Source organism: Patescibacteria group bacterium (assembly GCA_041651355.1).
In the GTDB taxonomy this organism is placed as follows: domain Bacteria; phylum Patescibacteriota; class Patescibacteriia; order Patescibacteriales; family UBA12465; genus JAPLVX01.
Window position 1 is genome coordinate 1 of sequence record JBAZJK010000001.1, and the last position, 17,315, is coordinate 17,315.

A 17,315-nucleotide genomic window follows, 5' to 3' on the forward strand; every position below is an offset into this window, starting at 1 on the left:
GTCGCATCCTGGGGGTGGAGAAGCTCCCAAGGGTTGGGCTGTTCGCCCATTAAAGCGGCACGCGAGCTGGGTTCAGACCGTCGTAAGACAGGTCGGTCTCCTATCCACTATGGTCGTGGAAACTTGAAGAGGCCCTTCCTTAGTACGAGAGGACCGGGAAGGACGAAGCTCTAGTGTACCAGCTGTTCCATCAGGGGCATTGCTGGGTAGCTACCTTCGGTTAAGATAAGCGCTGAAAGCATCTAAGCGCGAAGCTGTCTCTAAGATTAGGTTTCATAGACTGGTTAGAGAATATGACCTTGATAGGCTCCAGATGGAAGCGCAGTAATGCGTGTAGTCGAGGAGTACTAATAAGTCGTTTGATTTTCCCACGCTTTTGTTTTTCAAAAATTTACATATAAAAAAGACTATTGTTTTGGTGGCTTGGCGTTAGGGTCACACCTGATCCCTTCCCGAACTCAGAAGTTAAGCCTAACAGCGCCAATGATACTTGGGCCTGAGCCCTGGGAAAGTAGGCAGCCGCCAGAACAATGGTCTTTTTTATTTATTAATATTAGCCATATTTTACTATGGCTTTTATTATTATCTTTTTAGTATTGACAAAATATATTTAATATGCTATTATATAGAGTCAGATAATATAACTTATATGTCTAAAGCCAAAGCCCTCACATATATCATAGCCATGCTAATAGTCTCAATTTTAGTCGTGGTTTCTGAATATTCATATGCCAGGGCTTTCTAAATAAATAGCTTAATTTATATAGCTAACGGTCGTCTCTCACGCGACCTTAAAAATACCGGCTTGGTAGCCGGTTTTTTAGTTGTTGGATTTTATGAAAGCAGTGTATAATGTCTTTATCAATATCAATATGCCTCTTATCAAATCAATTTCGGGAATCCGCGGGACCTTGGGTAACCTTCCGGGGGAAGACTTAACTAAGGTTGATGTCATTAATTTTACCAAAGCCTTCGCCTTATTAATCAGGGAAAAGGCCTGGGGTGATTTAGTGCTTATAGGCAGAGACGCTAGGCCTTCCGGTTTAGAATTCAGCCAGTTAATTTCCGAAACTTTTTCGTCGCTTGGTTTCCGGGTGCTTGATTTAGGCTTAGCGGCGACGCCGACTCTGGAATTAGCGGTGATATATGAAAAAGCGGCTGGAGGGGTGATGGTTTCTGCTTCCCACAATCCGATTGAGTGGAATGCTTTGAAGCTAGTTAATAATGAAGGAGAATTTTTAAGTGCTAAAGACGGTCAACGTTTGTTAGAATTAGCTGATACAAATAAGCCAGTGGCGCCGGTAACTAAGGGGATATATTCAACGGATAATGATTATGGAAACCAGCATATTGCCGCGATTGCCAAGCTCGATCTAGTTGACTTTGAAGCTATCAAGAAGTCTGATTTTAGAATAGTGGTTGATGGCATTAATTCGGTCGGTGGCCTCATTATCCCGAATTTATTAACCCAGTTGGGAGTTAAAGAAATCATCAAGATAAATTGCGAACCTAACGGGCAATTTGCTCATAATCCCGAGCCCCTAGAAAAGAACTTGGTTCAGCTAAGTGAGGCGGTGATCGTTAATCAGGCTGATTTAGGTTTAGTGGTTGATCCTGATGTTGACCGCTTAGCTTTTATTGACGAACAAGGGAAGATGTTTGGCGAAGAATATACTTTAGTTGCGGCCGCTGAGTATGTTTTGCGGCACTATTGTCCTTGTTTCTATCAAAAGATCAGTGTTTCCAACCTGTCTTCTTCCCGGGCCTTAAAAGATGTTACAGAAAGACATGGCGGCGCCTATTACGCCGCCGCGGTGGGAGAGGTAAACGTAGTAGCGAAGATGAAAGAAACTAAGGCGGTTATCGGTGGCGAGGGTAATGGCGGCGTTATCTTGTCAGAACTCCATTATGGCCGGGATGCTTTAGTGGGAGTCGCTTTGTTCTTATCAGCTTTAGCAGAGAGCGGGCAAAAGATGTCAGATTTCAAAAAGAATTTCCCGGAATATTTTATGATAAAAGATAAATTGGAGCTTAGTCCCGGTATAAATGTAGCGGATTTACTAGACAGGGCTAAGATGGAATACCAAAAGGCAGAGTATGGCGCCGAAAAAATCACCGATATTGATGGCGTTAAGATCGATTGGCCGGAGTATTGGCTGCATCTGCGCGCCTCCAATACGGAGCCGATTATCCGCTTGTACGGCGAAGCAAAAGATAAGGACTTTTTAGAATTGAAAATAAGGGAAATGAAAGATAAGATTTTGGCTTATATTAAATAATTATTATTGAAAAAAAGCTTTGAGAATGATTTGCTCAGAACATCTAAAAATGCTAGAATATAAGGGAAATTCTTTAGGATTTCCCTTATTTTTAAAGGTTAAAGTTAGAATATGAATCAAATAATTATTATGGCTGCCGGCAAAGGAACCCGGATGAAGTCAGAATTAACCAAAGTTTTAGTACCCCTTAAAGGGCGACCAATGTTAAGCTATCTTTTATCTACGATTGCCAAGATAGGCCCGGAACTTAAGCCGATCGTTGTGGTTTCTCCTGAAAATAAAGACATGATTTCCGCCGCCATGGCTGATTACGACGTTCAATATGTAGTCCAAGAGCAGCAGTTAGGTACTGGCCATGCCGTGGCTTGCACCAGAAGTTATATCGACCCGGCGGCAAGTTCTATTTTTGTTTTAAATGGTGATCACCCTTTTTATACTGAGAAGACCTTGAAAGATTTACCCTTGAAACATCGCGGGGTTTTATCGATGGTGACGATCGCTGTCCCAGATTTTACTGGTTGGCACCATAATTTTTATCATTTGGGCCGGGTTGTCCGCGATGAAAATGATAATGTTAGCCGGATCGTAGAGTTTAGAGATGCCAGTGACGACGAGAAGAATGTTAGAGAGATAAATCTTAATTGTTTTTGTTTTGATAAAGATTGGCTATTTTCACATATCGCTAATATAAATAACAATAACAATCAAGGCGAGTACTATATTACCGATTTAGTTAAGATGGCTTTTAACGAAGGGAAAATCGTTAAATCATTTTCTATTCCACCCCAAGAAGGGATGGGAATTAATAGCTTAGAAGAATTACAAATCGCTGAAAGTTTATTGGATTAATCAATATTATGCGCCAGATTCTCGATCTTCATATCCATTCCCGTTATTCCCGCGCTTGTTCACCGCAGCTGACCCTAGCTAACCTGGATCGGTTTTGTAGGATTAAAGGTATCGATATCATCGCCACCGGAGATTTCACCTATCCGGAGTGGTTTAAGAATATAAGCGAAGAACTGGAAGAAATTGGCCCGCACGCCGGTCTTTATAAGTTGAAGAGGAGTGATGGTTTAGTAAAGTTCATCCTAAGCACTGAAGTGGCTTTGATATATAAGGATCAAGATAAAGTCAGGCGCCTGCATTTAGTCATCCATGCGCCCAATCGAGAAGCGGCGAAGAGTTTGAATGAGTTTTTAGACAATAAGTATAATATTCGTTCTGATGGTAGACCGATCTTAGGGATGAGTGCGCCGGAGCTAGTAAAATTATGCCTAAGCGTCGATCCCAGGTTTCTGGTTTATCCAGCTCACATCTGGACGCCCTGGTTTTCGGTTTTCGGTTCTAAGTCCGGCTTTAACACTCTAGAAGAATGCTTCAAGGAGCAAACTGGAAATATCTATGCCTATGAAACCGGTCTATCTAGCGATCCGGCTATGAATTGGCGCTTGTCAGCTCTTGATAATTTAACCTGCTTGTCTAACTCGGACGCTCATAGCCTGGAAAATATTGGTCGTGAGGCTAATATCTTCGATTTAGAAGACATTAGTTATAATGAGATATATCGGATAATAAAGAATAGGGATTCGAATTGTCTAAAGGGTACGATTGAATTTTATCCAGAAGAAGGCATGTATCATTTTGACGGCCATCGGGATTGTAATTTTAGCTGTGAACCATCTAAGAGCCGAAAATTGAAGAATATTTGTCCGGTCTGTAGCAAGCCTTTGGTTATAGGGGTCTTTAATCGGGTGGAAGAGTTGGCTGATCGCCCCGAAGGCTTCAAGCTGGTTTCGGCGCCTAGCTTTAAAAAACTGGTCGAACTTGATAAGATTATAGCGGAGGCCTTAATGATCAAGAGTCGTAAATCCAAGCAGGTCCAGGCAGAATATGAAGTCTTAGTAAAACGGTTTGGCCCGGAATTATCTATTTTAATGGATTTAGATTTGCAGGTTTTGGAGGGCTCGGTTGATAGCCGCATTGTCGAGGCCTTGCGCCGGGTGCGGGCCGGTGAATTGATGATTAAGCCGGGCTTTGACGGGCGTTACGGCGAGATAAGAATATTTTCTGAGGATGATAGCAATAAAAAGCAGAAAGCTTTGTTATAGATATTCAATTTATTATGAACCTTCGTTTTTGGGGAAATTTTTTAACAGTCATCGGTATCCTGGGTTTGGCTATTTTCTCTTTAATTACTTTTACCGATCAAGATTTAGAGGATTCCCAAGCTGGAAATGATAAGAATTATTATATCTTTTTGAAGACAGTTAAGACTGGCCGAGAGGTTTTACGATTCTTTGAAGATCCGCGCCTAATTTTTACTAGCGATGTCTGGAAAAAGGGTAAGGCATCTTTGAGCCCGAGCCAGGCGACAAGTACCGAGCTTGCCCCCAATGAATCATCTGATCTAGATTCAGAAGAAGCGGTTAAAGAAAATAAAGAGTTCGATTTAGATGAGGAGGTTAAGGATATCAAGGAATCACTATCGCGCATCAAGGATCCAGATTGGCGCAGCCAAGAGTTGCCAGATAAAATATCGGAAACTTTGAAGGATTATTCAGAGTCTTCCTCTGATTTAATGGGTGAAAGGGGTTTTTTCTACAGAAAAACGGATGAAGGCAAGGCTATCGGTTGGCGGTCGGCCAGCGGCCGGGAGTATAAGGTAACCCTCCCCTAATTGATAATTATTTTATTATTTCTTTGATTTTTCCTGTAGCTAGTCATGCTATCATTATTTCATTAATTTAAAAGGCGTGATCAGGGCTTTTGCCCTGAGTGCGCTCCATAAAAATATGCCAAAAGAAAAAAAGAATGTCGTTTTAAACGAAGAGAAAGCTAGCGGTAAAGATCTTAAATTAGAAGCCGCCATGAGCGCAGTTGAGCAGATCAAGAATCGCTTTGGCGAGGGAGCGATCATGAAATTTGGTGAAGTAGGTAAGACTAGCGTCGATGTTGTATCGACTGGTTGTTTGTCTTTAGATTTAGCCTTCGGCATCGGAGGCGTCCCCCGTGGTCGTATCATTGAGATTTACGGTCCGGAGTCCTCTGGTAAAACAACCCTGGCTCAACACATCGTCTCCGAGGTCCAAAAATCTGGTGGAATTGCCGCCTTCGTCGACGCTGAACACGCCCTAGACCCTGATTATGCCGCTAAAATCGGCGTTAATGTAAAAGAAATGTTGCTTTCTCAGCCGGATAGTGGCGAGCAGGCCTTAGAAATCGTCGAGACTTTAGTCCGTTCTAACGCGGTTGATGTCATAGTGGTTGACAGTGTAGCGGCCTTGGTGCCACAGAAAGAGATTGAGGGCGAGATGGGAGACCAGCACATGGGGCTGCAAGCTCGTTTGATGAGCCAGGCGCTCAGGAAACTGACGGCTATAATCGGCAAGACTAAGACTGTCGTTATATTTATTAACCAGATTCGCAACAAGATCGGCGTCTTCTTTGGCAATCCAGAAACGACTACTGGTGGTAACGCCTTGAAGTTCTATTGTTCCGTGAGGGTTGAGGTGAGGCGGATGGCTCAGATTAAACAGGGAGAAAACATCATCGGCAATCGGGTTAAGGTCAAGATTGTAAAAAACAAGGTAGCCGCGCCCTTTAAGACTTGTGAATTCGATATTATGTATAATGAAGGTATTTCCGTGGCTGGTGATTTATTGGATCTAGGGGTAGATCAAGGAGTGATAAAGAAGAATGGTAATAGCTACGTCTACGGAGATATTAAGTTGGGGGTGGGACGAGAAGTCGCTAAAAAATTCATAAAAGATGATAAAAAACTGATCGCCGAATTAAGGAAGGCTATCCTGGCAGAGGTAAAAAGCAAACAGATTGAAGCTAGTAAAGAGAATTAATTTATCTTTTATTCATTCTTATGACCTATATTTTATCCCTAGGTGGATCGCTCATAGTTCCTGCTTCAGGGATAGATTACAAGTTCCTCCGACAGTTTAGACGGTTAATAGTCAGGGAAGTAAAGGCTGGCCACCGATTTTTTATTATAACCGGCGGCGGTTTGACGGCTCGCACTTACATGAAAGCTGCATCTAATGTCGGCTCTTTAAGCCAAATTGACGGAGACTGGCTAGGAATTCACTCTACCAGGCTTAACGGCCATCTCATTAGAACCATCTTAGCTGATGTCGCTCATCCCGAGATTATAACTAACCCCTTAAAGACTCTTAAAACTAGAAAGCCGGTCGTAGTCGCAGCCGGCTATAAGCCAGGCTGGTCTACTGATTATGTTGCCACCCTTTTAGCCAAAGAGTATCACATCAAGACATTGTTGAATTTATCTAACATTGATTATGTTTATGACAAAGACCCGAAGAAATTTCCTCAAGCTAAGGCGGTCAAGGAAATTAGTTGGCCCGCTTTCCGGAAGATAGTTGGTAATAAATGGAGTCCTGGCTTAAACGCTCCCTTTGATCCGGTGGCCTCTAAATTATCCCAAGCACTAGGATTAAAAGTTATAATCCTTAATGGACGTCAGATTGGCAACCTAGAGAAATGTTTGGCTGGTCAGAAGTTTAAAGGGACGATAATTTCTTAATATTTAGTCTAGTATAATAAAACCCCCATTTTCAGGGGGTTTTATGCTATAAACTATTTCTTTAGTTCTGTATAAGCTTGTTCAATCCTGGTTTCTATCTCTTCAACTGTTCCTTCGCCGTCTATCTCGATTAAACAGCCTTTAGCGCGGTAATGGTCAAGGACTGGTTTAGTGAGGTGCTCGTAGATTTCAAGGCGGTTTTTAATCGTTTCTTCGGTGTCATCCAGTCGTCCTTCTAACTTTTCCCTTTTGAGCAGTCTTTGTATCAATTCTGGCTCATTAGCTTCGAGGCGAAAGACCGCTTTTATTATTTTCCCTTCACGAGCGGTAATTTGGTCGAGAGCTTCTGCTTGAGCATTGGTCCGAGGAAAGCCGTCAAACACGAACCCTGGTAAATCAGCAAAATCTTTTAATTGTTCGTCAATGATCGAGATGACTATATTATCAGGAGCAAGGTTACCACTATTTATATACTGAGCGGCTGTCCGACCTAGTTCCGTTTCGGCCTGCATTTCTTGGCGGAGTAATTCTCCGGTAGAGATGTGCTTGAATTCATGTTTTAGAGCGAACTTTTTAGCCTGAGTGCCTTTGCCGACTCCAGGCGGCCCGAAAAAGATATAAATCTCCATATTGTATAGTTAGTTTTTAAATATTATATTTTTGAAAAATATAAATCCCGAAATTTCGGGATCTATGGTGCCCCGTGCAGGATTCGAACCTGCGACCGTTTGCTTAAGAGGCAACTGCTCTACCAACTGAGCTAACGAGGCATGATATTATTAAGTTTTTGGTGGCTGGGGAGAGGCTTGAACTCTCGACCTTGGCGTTATGAGTGCCACGCTCTAACCAACTGAGCTACCCAGCCGCATTTCGTGAAGCTTTTCGGATGCTTACGCGGTGCGCCCGGCAGGATTCGAACCCACAACCCCTTGGTCCGAAGCCAAGTGCTCTATCCAGTTGAGCTACGAGCGCCAGATGCGCCCAGTTTTGAGCGCTAGTTGAACACAGATAAATTACGAACCGATTAATCCGCTTTTTATCCTTCTTGAAACTTTTTGTTTTTAGCGTTTCCCTTTAAGGGCGAGCTTAAGGTTGTAACCAGTTTTGAATTTAGCCACCTTAACAGCCGGAATCGTAATCCTTTCATTCGGCTTTTGCGGGTTAACACCGCCGCGAGCATAACGGACTCGGGACAAGAAAGTTCCAAAGCCGGTAATTGTTACTTCGCGGTCATTTTTAAGCTCTTCGATGATAGTGTCGGTTAAGACATCAATCATCTTTTCCGCTTGTTTCTTGTTAATGCCTTCAACTTCTTGGTTTAACTTCTCAATTAGTTGGGCTTTATTCATATTATTTCGCCGATGGGCAGGCGGCACCAGGGGTGTGAGCCAGGCCCTCTCGGTTGTATATTATGTTTTGCTAATTATCGCTTAACGGGCGTATTCTAGTATCCTCATTTCCCTAATAACGTTGACTTTTATCTCCCCTGGATATTTTAACTCAGTTTCTATCTTTTTTGCAATATCTCTAGCCAAATTATAGGCTTTAAGGTCGTCGACCTCTTCTGGGCGGACAAAAACCCTCACTTCACGTCCAGCCTGGATAGCATAGGCTTTTTCGATACCATCAAAGGAAACAGCAATGTTTTCCAGCTCTTCTAGGCGTTGGAGATAGTTCTCGTAGTTATCATTTCTCGCTCCTGGACGGGCGGAAGAGATGGCATCGGCCACCTTGACGATGACTGAGACAAGGGTGGCAGGGTGGTCTTCGTGATGGGTTTCTATCGGGGCGATTATTTCTGGAGGTAGATTGAATTTTTTAGCTATATCGCGTCCAATTTCAGTGTGATTGCCCTGGATTTCATGATCAACCGCCTTGCCGATATCATGGAGGAGGCCACCTTTTTTAGCTAGGGTGACATCTGCTCCTAATTCTTCAGCGAGCATGGCAGATAAATGGGCGACTTCAATTGAATGTTTAAGGGCGTTTTGGCCATAGCTTGTGCGATATTTAAGGCGGCCGATAATCGAGACCAGTTTAGGATCAAAACCGGTTATGCCTAGTTCATACATCGCCTCTTCTCCCGCTTTTTTGATATCGATTGCCAATTCCTTCTTAGCGTTTTCCACGGCGTCTTCAATCTTAGTGGGGTGGATCCGTCCGTCTTTGATTAAGTAATCTAGGGTTTTTTTGGCGACATGGCGTCTAATTAAGGAAAAACCGGAAATAGTAATAGCATTAGGAGTATCGTCAACGATGATTTCTACCCCGGTCATCTGTTCTATCGCCTTGATATTTCGTCCTTCGCGGCCGATAATCCTGCCTTTCATTTCATCGCTAGGCAAGTCGACGGTGGTAGTAGTTAACTCAGCCGTATAGGTTGAGGCTAGGCGCTGCATAGCAACCGCCATGATATCCTTAGCCTTTTCTTCTAATTTCTCCGCATTTTCATTTTCTAACTTTTTAATCCTGACCATCAGGTCTTCGGAGCTTTTCTCTTCCACATTCTTAAGGAGAACATCCTTGGCCTGATCTTGGTTGAGACCAGCTATTTTTTCCAACTTAGCCACTTGTTCTTCCTTGATTTTTTGGATTTTTTCCTTGATTTCTTGGACTTCGTTCACCTTGTCGTATAATTTTTGTTGCTTGTCTTGGAGATCTAGTAGCTTTTGGGAGAAAGATGTCTCTCTTTGTTCCAATCTGTTCTGGAGATTGCTAATTTCTTTGCGACGGCTAGCTTCTTCGCCTTTAGCCTCTTCAATTATTTTGATGGCCTTATCTTGGGCTTTAAGCAGTAGCTCTTTTTCTTTTAATTTAGCTTCATTTAAGATTTTGTCCGCACGAGCGGCGGCGCTGCCGACTTTATTAGTAGTGCTTTTTTTGTAGAATAACCAGCCGATCAAAAAACCACCCACTAACAGAACGGCATAAATTACATATTCCATATAAGTTTAAGCACCGTTTTAGGAATCGAGGTGGCTAGTATGTATTAACAAAAAATTTCCTTTTTTAGATTAAGGTTCTTGAATGTTGTAATAATTTTTCTTTATTATTAGAGAAATAATTTTTTATCAACATAATTCAGGGGCTTTGTGGTCAAGGTAATTTTTGTTTAATTTCCTAGAAACAGTGGTTTTAAAAATTTAGATTAACATCTTTACTCTAGCATAGCTTTGGCCGCTTGTAAAGAGGGCTTATTATGTAATATTAAATAAATAGCTTGACTTTTTTGCTTGCTTAGATTAATTTAAAAGTAACAAACAAGGAGGTCATGATGAAAACGCTAAAATGTTTTTTTGCTCTTTTCTCAATGTTCCTGTTTGCAGTTGTTCCCGGGAAAGCCGGGCAGATGACTCGATGCTCAAATCAGTGTAATTCGGTCTTGGTAACCCAGATAAGCGTTCCTCTTCTGAGGGTGGCTGATTATGGTCTGCCAAGAAATTCACCAGCCCCATGGGTAGAAAAATTGAAAAATTTTTCTTTTACATCTTTTCAGGGTGTAAATTGTGAGTTTTCTTTTCTTTTTAAGAATCGAATTGTGTCCACTCTTAGTTCATTGAGTCAACAAACCCAAGTTTTTGCAAACACCGCTACGAAGGTGAAGATCTACTGGCTGTACCAGAAGGTGCCTCCGTAGCTATTATTGGGACAACTGCCGACCACTTTTTAAAAAGCCCTGAAGTTTCTTCTGAAATTTTCAGGGCTTATTTTTTTAGCATTAATTTGCTATACCAGTTCCAAGATTTTACGACCGTAGGTCTTTTTTTCTTGGGTAAAATGTATGAGTCGGCCAAAAACATTTTTTATTTTTTGGTCTTTGCTCTTCAAGAAAGTCTGGGCATTACCAATAATAATAAGTTCATTACGGGGCCGACTGAGAGCGACGTAAAGGCGGCGGATATCAGAGCTAAATCCGATTTGTCCCTCGTCGTTGGAACGAACGAAGCTTACGATAATCGCCTCTCTTTCTGACCCTTGGAAAGCATCGACGGTGTTTACCAAGTCATTTAAGATGTGGTCAATATTTTGCTGATTGACTAAGTCTGTAAAGAGGGGGTGAAATAGCAGAGTTTGGCGGATTTTTTCCTTGATGGCTTTAACCTGTCCGCGATAGGTGGCAATTATTCCTAAAGAATTAAGATTTATTTCCCCGCTCGCCTTTTTTTGACGTTGGAAGAAGTTTAGCATTTCCTGACTGGCCAGTGAAACTTCGCGGTCATTCTTATAAGAAGTGCGAACACGGGTTTCTTGGCCATCGGAATCTAGAAAAACAACGCTGCCTTGGAAATGAGGGTTAAAGCGCCCAATCCGCAATCGTTTATCAAAGACATAATTCAACAGATCGGTTATTACCGGCAGGGAGCGCCGATTGATATTTAAGTTATTGCTTTCCAGGTGGCTGTTATTAATCAAAGAATAGAACATCCCCTGCGAGAAGTTATCAAACCAATCTATGATTGCTTCTTTTGTTGTCTCGATGGGCTGGAGAGGGTGCGATTCCTCCAGGGTTGAATATAGCCTAGCTCCACGGCCGTCAGGATTTGGTATTAGTCCGCTCATTATTTTGCCCAACATTTCCTCTTTTATTTCCAGCGGGATGGGAATGTTGCCTAATTGATCCGTGTCTCCAATCAAAATTAGTTTAGAGTCAACTTTTTTTATGATTGGCAGAAATTCAAAGAAACGTCCCTTAGTGGCCTCATCGATTAGGGCGGCATCAATTATAAACTGCGGCTTAGATTTCTTCCCGTCTTCGTTATCTCGGGCCATGTATTCAGAAACTGCTATCGGCAGACTCATTTCTGTAAGCATGTAATCTTCGCCAGGGTTTCTGAGACGGTATTTTGTAATTCTATCCAATCTTTCCCAGCTATCGGAGAAATCTTGAGAGCAAGCCAGTAGTCTGTCGTGGTAGAGCAGGAGTCTTAGGGTTTCATCGAATTGGAAGGAGTTGATGGTTATACCCAGAACCAAACCTTCATTCTTGCATATTAGGCGCCAAATTTCTTCGCTCTCATAGTATATTTCCTGACTGTTGGCAAAAAAATGTTTGGCGGCTTTTTTTAGGCTTTCAGGATCATCGGCTTTTTCTTTATTCTTTTCAAGCCAGCTGGATATGAAAGCCTGGCGATCCTTCTCAATCTTTTTCCGGTATTTTTCGTGTCGATGCCAGGCGCGAGCTTTTTTAGAGTTGATCAGTTGCGGTTTATTACCAAGTCGAAAGATTTTTTTCGGGCTGACGTGTTCAGATAAAGCTTCGAGCAGGTTATCTAGTCCTTGGTTACTATGCGCGGTTACTAACACAATTTTTCCTTGTAGGACTAATTGTTTGATAGCTACCGAGCTAAGTAAGGTCTTGCCAGTGCCTGGCGGACCCTTGATCAGGCTGATAAAGTTTGGTCCTAGGATATCAGTCAAAGCCTGTATTTGGGAAGAATCTTGGAGGACGACTTTCGATTTTCCATCTAGCATCAAGCTAGAAATTGGCAGGTGCAGTTTGTTGTGATTTGGCAGATAACCGCGCAGGAAATCCTCTGGACGATAGTAGAAGTTTTCTTGTGAGTAAATGTAATCCTTTAATGATAAATCAGAATACCCAGCGCATAAACCTGTGTAAGCTTTGACCAGCAGATCTAGAAGATTGCCCCCTTTTCTGAATGATTTTTGCTGTTTTAAAGTCATTTTTGCTGTAGGGAAATCCAATAATATTTCTAAGCCTTCTTCATCCGCTGCTACTACCGTGCCTGTTAGAGTTGTGCTTTTTAGGCTTTGAGCGCAGGCTTCGTTATAATCGTAGTGGTCATAGTATTCTTCCCGTTCCATAAGGGGCGGAGCAGAAGAAAAGATTATACCTTCTCCTTCACGAAAAATCGCCTCCCCTCGGTGTTTATTGCTGAAGGGGATTATCAGCCTTCTGATTTTAGTTTCTCCCTCCAGCCTGAGGTCTAAGGAGAATTGCATTTTATTAACCTCTTCAAGCCATCCTTCGAGCCAATTAAGATAGAAACGGGAAAGGAGGACAGAGAACCAAAAAAAGTTAGCGCTAGCTTTAGCCGCCCCCCTTTTTTCTAGCTGTGGGTCGCCTTGGTAATTAATGGTGTATTCATTATCTTTCCGGGTGGCGATTAAGGAGCGGTTCTTTTCAGTTGGCGGATGTTTGATTTTGGCCCAGAAATCATTCCAGTTCTCAAACAAGAGGTATTGATGGTTTTTATCCTTATCTATTATTACTAGGTTTGGCTGGAAATCCTTTTCACCGCCGCGGCAAAGGATTATTTCCATGTCGGGATGACGAGTCTTGATATTTATAGCCTCGTTTTCGCCTTTATTGATAAGGATTAAGGAAGAATTTGCCAATTTTGGCAACTGGATGTCAAGGTCATTATAGTTTTCAATAATCTCGACTAGTATGCCCACTGGATCATTCTTAGCGCAGGCCAAGATTTTTTGGGCTAAGATATTCTTATGATCTCCATAGATTATCAATTTTTCCATTTCTTGAATTTTTAAGGGTTATTTTGGATTGTTAAGGTTCGATTTAATCATTTTACCTTAACTAATTATAGCCAAATAGTCAACCATCTCTAATTGACTAAATTAATAAAACAAAGTAAAATAAAGGCAATTGTTTATAAGGTTTTTTGCTTTAAACCTTTTATTTTTTTATGAATATTACAGAGTTAGCCCGTATTTTAAGAATTTCTCCTCAAGAACTCAGGGACCTTTTGCCTCAGATGGGTTTTGCGATTGGGCAGAAAGCCATTAAAGTAGATAATCAGACTGCCCGCAAGATTATCCGAGATTGGCCTATATTTAAAAGACGCTGGGAACAGCAGAAATTCGCTGCTACCCAAGCTAAAGTTGACGCTGAGGTCCTACCAAAAGAACGCCGGACCATTTTTATCCCTCAGGCGATTACCGTCAGATCTTTGGCTGAATTAGCCCAGTTGCCAGTTAATCGTCTATTAGCCGAATTAATGAAAAATGGTGTCTTTGCTTCTATCAACGAAAAGATCGATTTCGATACAGCTTCTATTATCGGTGATAACCTTAATCTGGACGTACAACCTTTGGCGGAAAGCGAAATAGCTCCGGTGGCCGAAGAAACTAAGTTGAGTAAAATTTTAGAATCAGAGACTGATAATGATTTGCAAAATCGTCCCCCGATTATCGTCGTGATGGGCCATGTTGATCATGGTAAAACTAAACTATTAGATTCTATCCGCCAAACCAATGTGGTGGCCGGAGAAGCCGGTGGTATTACCCAACATATCGGTGCTTATCAGATTACCCGTCAAGGGCAGGTTTTAACTTTTATCGATACTCCCGGCCATGAAGCTTTCACCGCTATGCGCAGTCGGGGAGCCAAGGTGGCAGATATTGCGATTTTAGTGGTGGCGGCTGATGATGGAGTAAAACCACAGACCGTTGAAGCTTTCAGAATTATCGAAGCGGCTAAAATACCCTATCTCGTAGCGATTAATAAGATTGATAAGCCGGAAGCCGATATCAATCGGGTGAAGCAAGAATTGTCTACCCAGCTGAATATAACCCCTGAAGATTGGGGCGGAAAGATAATCTGTGCCCCGATTTCCGCTAAAGACGGTACGGGGATCGAAGACCTCTTAGACATGGTTCTTTTAGTTTCTGAGGCCGAATCTGGTAATTTACAAGCTAACCCGGAAGCGAGCGCGGCGGGAACGGTAATCGAATCGAATGTTGATAAAGCGGCTGGTCCAGTCGCTACAATCTTGGTCCAGAACGGTACTCTTCATTTGGGTGATCAGCTTTGTTTTAACGGGGTTGTCTATGGCAAGGTTAAAGCCCTGCGGAATTATAAGGGGGAGATTATTGAAGCCGCTGGTCCCTCGACTCCAGCCAAGATTTTGGGTTTAAAAACATCGCCCGCCGTCGGTGATATTTTAGAAGTCGGCGATGGCGAAAAGATGAAAGTCAAAAAGATCAAAGGTAAGAACGAAGCCGCGCCGGCTGTCGCCGGGATTAAACAGGATAGTAATAATGAAGACAATGTCCCTCAAGTAAAGCTGATTATCAAAAGCGACTTTTTGGGGTCGGCCGAGGCGATTGAAGAGTCGCTGTTAAAAATAAATACGGAAAAAGTTAAGGTGAAGATTATTGCCAAAGGCTTAGGTTATATTACCGAAGGTGACATCAAAAGGGCCGAGGATTCGAGTGCTAAGATAGTTGGATTTAACGTCCGTTTGACACCCACGATTGAAAACTTAGTCAGAGAAAAGAAGGTCAGCGTCAAGGTTTTTTCTATCATTTACGATCTGATAAAATACGTGAAAGAAGAGATGCAGCTTTTGGTTAAGCCGGAAATCAACCACGTGAGCTTAGGTCGCTTAAAAGTCTTGGCGGTTTTTAGGAGCGAAAATAACGCCCAGATTGTCGGGGGTAAAGTTTTAGACGGTGTTATCATGAACGAAAGCTTGATTAATGTACGGCGCGGTGAGGAAATAATTGTCTCTGGCCGCTTAAGCCGTTTACAGGCCGGCAAACAAGATGTCAGCGAAGTGAATAAGGACCAAGAATGCGGCTTGCGTTTCGAGGGGAAGCCTTTGATCCAAGTCGGCGATATTCTTGAAGTATACCGAGAAGAAAGAGTGGTAGAGAAATTATAATATGTCTAAGTTGGAACAGGTTAATGAAGTGATCAAACAAGAATTAGCTTTAGCGGTTAACCGGGAAATCGCCCTGCCCGAAGCCTTGATCACTATCAGCTATGTTGAATGTAGCGCTGATTATAAATATGCTCGGGTTGGATTTTCCGTGTTACCTGACCGTTTGGCCGGGACAGCAATCAAGAAGTTAAAAGCTAGTTCGGGCTTATTGGCCGCTATCTTGAAGAAGAGAACTAAGTTACGCCGGGTTCCTCATTTTAATTGGTCGTTTGACGCGACGGAAAAGGAGGCGGCTGTTTTGGAAGATTTTATTGGCCAGATATCTTAAAATAAATAATAAAAGATAGTTATTAAATTTCCGGCTTGGCCGGATTTTTTTATCTGGACTTTTTTAGCGTTTTTCTTTATTATATAGGGTTAAATTATGACTATGGATATAAAGCAAAAATACCAATTAGCTTATCAGAAAATCTTGTCCGCTAAGCGGATACTTCTGGTTGGTCATATTAGCCCTGATGGGGATGATTTAGCCTCTCTGTGCCTCCTGGGGCGCTTGAGCGCTTCTTTAGGTTTATCGCGAGTGTTATATTGCGAAGGCGCTAGAAGCCCCGAATTTTCTTTTTTGCCGGGCATCGATGAAATCATAGATAGCAAGAACAAATTACTAGATTTTCTGTCTGCAAAGGACAAGGACGATTGGCTCGATGAATTCGACCTCTTGATCACTTCTGATTGCGGATCGATTGAGAGGACGAACCTGGCCGCGGAAATAAGAGGTAGAAAGAAGACATTTGTTATTGAATTCGACCACCACCAGAAAGTCAGTGATTATTCGGATCTAGAAATACGCCAAGCCGATAAATCATCGACGGCTGAACTGCTCTACCATTTTTTGGATGCGAATCACTTGAGCTTCGATCGAGAATCGGCCACTTGTGTTTTAACCGGCATTATGACTGATACTGGTAATTTTCTCTACCCTAGTGCTAGTGCTGACACTCTAGCCGTTGCCTCGCGAATGCTAGCCTTAGGGGTTAATGTTAATCGGATAATGGGGGCAGTTTTACAGAATAAAAAAGTAGCGACCCTAAAGTTATTAAGTCGAGCCCTGGATAATCTCAAGATTAATGATAAGCAGGGAATCGCCGTGTCAGTCCTTAGGCCAGAAGATTTTGAGAGTTGCGGACACGACTTTGCCTCGGAAGCCTTTGATGATATAGTAGCTGTTTTGGCTAACTTGGCAGACGTAAAAGCCGTATTGCTACTGCGCGAATACGAAAGCGGCAAGATTAAAGGCAGTTGGCGAAGTAAACCGGGCGGCCTGGATGTTTCGATTTTAGCTAAGAATTTAGGCGGCGGAGGGCATAAACATGCGGCTGGTTTCCAGGTAAGCGGCCATATTGTCTGGGAGAATGATTTTTGGCGTGTCCGCTGAGAAAGTATTGACATACCGAGAAGTTTCTTCTAAACTAAAAACATTCATTTAGATCTTTTATTACCTTAATCTTTTATAAACACAAAATCTTTGTCATGGAAGGAAAAAGTAGCTATGAATGGTTCCTAAAACCATTGGACGCCGACACCAATAAGGCGATCTGTAGATTTTTATTGGATAAGGGGTGTTTGGAAGAAAACATCATGCAGTCGATGCCCGATGGCGATGGCCGTAATATCCAGGTCATCAGGGTAAGAGACTATAGCGACGTAGGCTATCTGCGTGAGAGTGCTAAATCCTTGAATTTGAAATTCAAGATCTATAATCGTGCCGGTAACCGTGGCCCGATCCGGGAATGTTCTTTCTTTAATAAGAAAAAAAATCTTCAAGCAAAGCCTTAA

General features: G+C 42.3%; 14 protein-coding genes, 3 tRNA genes and 2 rRNA genes. 12 read left to right on the plus strand and 7 right to left on the minus strand.

All coding sequences use genetic code 11. The annotated features are described in order from the left end of the window. From WC441_00005 to pyrH, 8 genes are all read left to right on the plus strand, one after another. A 23S ribosomal RNA gene (locus tag WC441_00005) occupies positions 1 to 372 on the plus strand; the annotation flags it as partial. Positions 373 to 414: 42 nt separating this feature from the next. Further along, a 5S ribosomal RNA gene (gene rrf, locus WC441_00010) occupies positions 415 to 528 on the plus strand. A 308-nt stretch (positions 529 to 836) separates the two neighbouring features. Further along, entirely contained in the window at positions 837 to 2,279 is a 1,443-nt protein-coding gene (glmM, locus tag WC441_00015) for a phosphoglucosamine mutase (GenBank protein ID MFA5162902.1), read from the plus strand. 111 nt (positions 2,280 to 2,390) lie between these two features. Further along, positions 2,391 to 3,128 carry an NTP transferase domain-containing protein gene (locus WC441_00020; GenBank protein ID MFA5162903.1) on the plus strand — a complete coding sequence of 246 codons (738 nt, stop codon included), beginning with the start codon at positions 2,391 to 2,393 and terminating at the stop codon, positions 3,126 to 3,128. A gap of 8 nt (positions 3,129 to 3,136) precedes the next feature. Then, entirely contained in the window at positions 3,137 to 4,390 is a 1,254-nt protein-coding gene (locus WC441_00025; protein MFA5162904.1) for an endonuclease Q family protein, read from the plus strand. A 14-nt stretch (positions 4,391 to 4,404) separates the two neighbouring features. Beyond that, the gene (locus WC441_00030; protein MFA5162905.1) at positions 4,405 to 4,959 is read left to right on the plus strand and encodes a hypothetical protein; all 555 of its coding nucleotides are present in this window, start codon (positions 4,405 to 4,407) and stop codon (positions 4,957 to 4,959) included. 115 nt (positions 4,960 to 5,074) lie between these two features. Further along, positions 5,075 to 6,136 carry a recombinase RecA gene (gene recA / locus WC441_00035; GenBank protein MFA5162906.1) on the plus strand — a complete coding sequence of 354 codons (1,062 nt, stop codon included), beginning with the start codon at positions 5,075 to 5,077 and terminating at the stop codon, positions 6,134 to 6,136. Between the two features lie 20 nt (positions 6,137 to 6,156). Continuing rightward, entirely contained in the window at positions 6,157 to 6,834 is a 678-nt protein-coding gene (pyrH, locus tag WC441_00040) for a UMP kinase (GenBank protein ID MFA5162907.1), read from the plus strand. A gap of 53 nt (positions 6,835 to 6,887) precedes the next feature. Here the strand turns inward: pyrH and WC441_00045 are convergent, their stop codons facing one another. From WC441_00045 to WC441_00075, 7 genes are all read right to left on the minus strand, one after another. Then, positions 6,888 to 7,463: an adenylate kinase gene (locus WC441_00045; GenBank protein MFA5162908.1), complete on the minus strand. Its 576-nt coding sequence runs from the start codon at positions 7,461 to 7,463 to the stop codon at positions 6,888 to 6,890. Between the two features lie 65 nt (positions 7,464 to 7,528). Next, a tRNA-Lys gene (locus WC441_00050) sits at positions 7,529 to 7,604 on the minus strand. An 18-nt stretch (positions 7,605 to 7,622) separates the two neighbouring features. Next, a tRNA-Met gene (locus tag WC441_00055) sits at positions 7,623 to 7,699 on the minus strand. Positions 7,700 to 7,732: 33 nt separating this feature from the next. Continuing rightward, positions 7,733 to 7,806: transfer RNA gene (locus WC441_00060), tRNA-Arg, on the minus strand. 89 nt (positions 7,807 to 7,895) lie between these two features. Further along, a complete protein-coding gene (locus tag WC441_00065) occupies positions 7,896 to 8,183 on the minus strand; it encodes an HU family DNA-binding protein (protein ID MFA5162909.1) in 288 nt (95 codons plus the stop codon). A gap of 81 nt (positions 8,184 to 8,264) precedes the next feature. Further along, positions 8,265 to 9,779 (minus strand): ribonuclease Y, encoded by a 1,515-nt coding sequence (rny, locus tag WC441_00070; protein ID MFA5162910.1) that lies wholly within the window; start codon positions 9,777 to 9,779, stop codon positions 8,265 to 8,267. A gap of 781 nt (positions 9,780 to 10,560) precedes the next feature. Continuing rightward, entirely contained in the window at positions 10,561 to 13,329 is a 2,769-nt protein-coding gene (locus WC441_00075) for an AAA domain-containing protein (protein ID MFA5162911.1), read from the minus strand. 170 nt (positions 13,330 to 13,499) lie between these two features. Here WC441_00075 and infB point away from each other — a divergent pair, with 170 nt between their 5' ends. The 4 genes from infB (at position 13,500) to WC441_00095 (ending at position 17,315) form a co-directional block, all read left to right on the plus strand. Next, positions 13,500 to 15,479, plus strand: a complete 1,980-nt coding sequence (gene infB, locus WC441_00080; protein MFA5162912.1) for a translation initiation factor IF-2 — start codon at positions 13,500 to 13,502, stop codon at positions 15,477 to 15,479. Position 15,480: 1 nt separating this feature from the next. After that, positions 15,481 to 15,807: a ribosome-binding factor A gene (locus tag WC441_00085; protein MFA5162913.1), complete on the plus strand. Its 327-nt coding sequence runs from the start codon at positions 15,481 to 15,483 to the stop codon at positions 15,805 to 15,807. A 102-nt stretch (positions 15,808 to 15,909) separates the two neighbouring features. Further along, a complete protein-coding gene (locus WC441_00090; GenBank protein MFA5162914.1) occupies positions 15,910 to 16,914 on the plus strand; it encodes a DHH family phosphoesterase in 1,005 nt (334 codons plus the stop codon). A gap of 95 nt (positions 16,915 to 17,009) precedes the next feature. Beyond that, the gene (locus WC441_00095; GenBank protein ID MFA5162915.1) at positions 17,010 to 17,315 is read left to right on the plus strand and encodes a hypothetical protein; all 306 of its coding nucleotides are present in this window, start codon (positions 17,010 to 17,012) and stop codon (positions 17,313 to 17,315) included.

What these genes read in the sequence shown, in the direction of transcription:
- WC441_00085 (MFA5162913.1), top strand. Translation starts at nt 15,481, where the DNA reads ATGTCTAAGTTGGAACAGGTTAATGAAGTGATCAAACAAGAATTAGCT.
- WC441_00090 (MFA5162914.1), top strand. Translation starts at nt 15,910, where the DNA reads ATGGATATAAAGCAAAAATACCAATTAGCTTATCAGAAAATCTTGTCC.
- WC441_00065 (MFA5162909.1), bottom strand. Translation starts at nt 8,183, where the DNA reads ATGAATAAAGCCCAACTAATTGAGAAGTTAAACCAAGAAGTTGAAGGC.
- WC441_00045 (MFA5162908.1), bottom strand. Translation starts at nt 7,463, where the DNA reads ATGGAGATTTATATCTTTTTCGGGCCGCCTGGAGTCGGCAAAGGCACT.
- WC441_00030 (MFA5162905.1), top strand. Translation starts at nt 4,405, where the DNA reads ATGAACCTTCGTTTTTGGGGAAATTTTTTAACAGTCATCGGTATCCTG.
- WC441_00020 (MFA5162903.1), top strand. Translation starts at nt 2,391, where the DNA reads ATGAATCAAATAATTATTATGGCTGCCGGCAAAGGAACCCGGATGAAG.
- WC441_00095 (MFA5162915.1), top strand. Translation starts at nt 17,010, where the DNA reads ATGGAAGGAAAAAGTAGCTATGAATGGTTCCTAAAACCATTGGACGCC.
- pyrH (MFA5162907.1), top strand. Translation starts at nt 6,157, where the DNA reads ATGACCTATATTTTATCCCTAGGTGGATCGCTCATAGTTCCTGCTTCA.
- glmM (MFA5162902.1), top strand. Translation starts at nt 837, where the DNA reads ATGAAAGCAGTGTATAATGTCTTTATCAATATCAATATGCCTCTTATC.
- WC441_00025 (MFA5162904.1), top strand. Translation starts at nt 3,137, where the DNA reads ATGCGCCAGATTCTCGATCTTCATATCCATTCCCGTTATTCCCGCGCT.
- infB (MFA5162912.1), top strand. Translation starts at nt 13,500, where the DNA reads ATGAATATTACAGAGTTAGCCCGTATTTTAAGAATTTCTCCTCAAGAA.
- rny (MFA5162910.1), bottom strand. Translation starts at nt 9,779, where the DNA reads ATGGAATATGTAATTTATGCCGTTCTGTTAGTGGGTGGTTTTTTGATC.
- recA (MFA5162906.1), top strand. Translation starts at nt 5,075, where the DNA reads ATGCCAAAAGAAAAAAAGAATGTCGTTTTAAACGAAGAGAAAGCTAGC.
- WC441_00075 (MFA5162911.1), bottom strand. Translation starts at nt 13,329, where the DNA reads ATGGAAAAATTGATAATCTATGGAGATCATAAGAATATCTTAGCCCAA.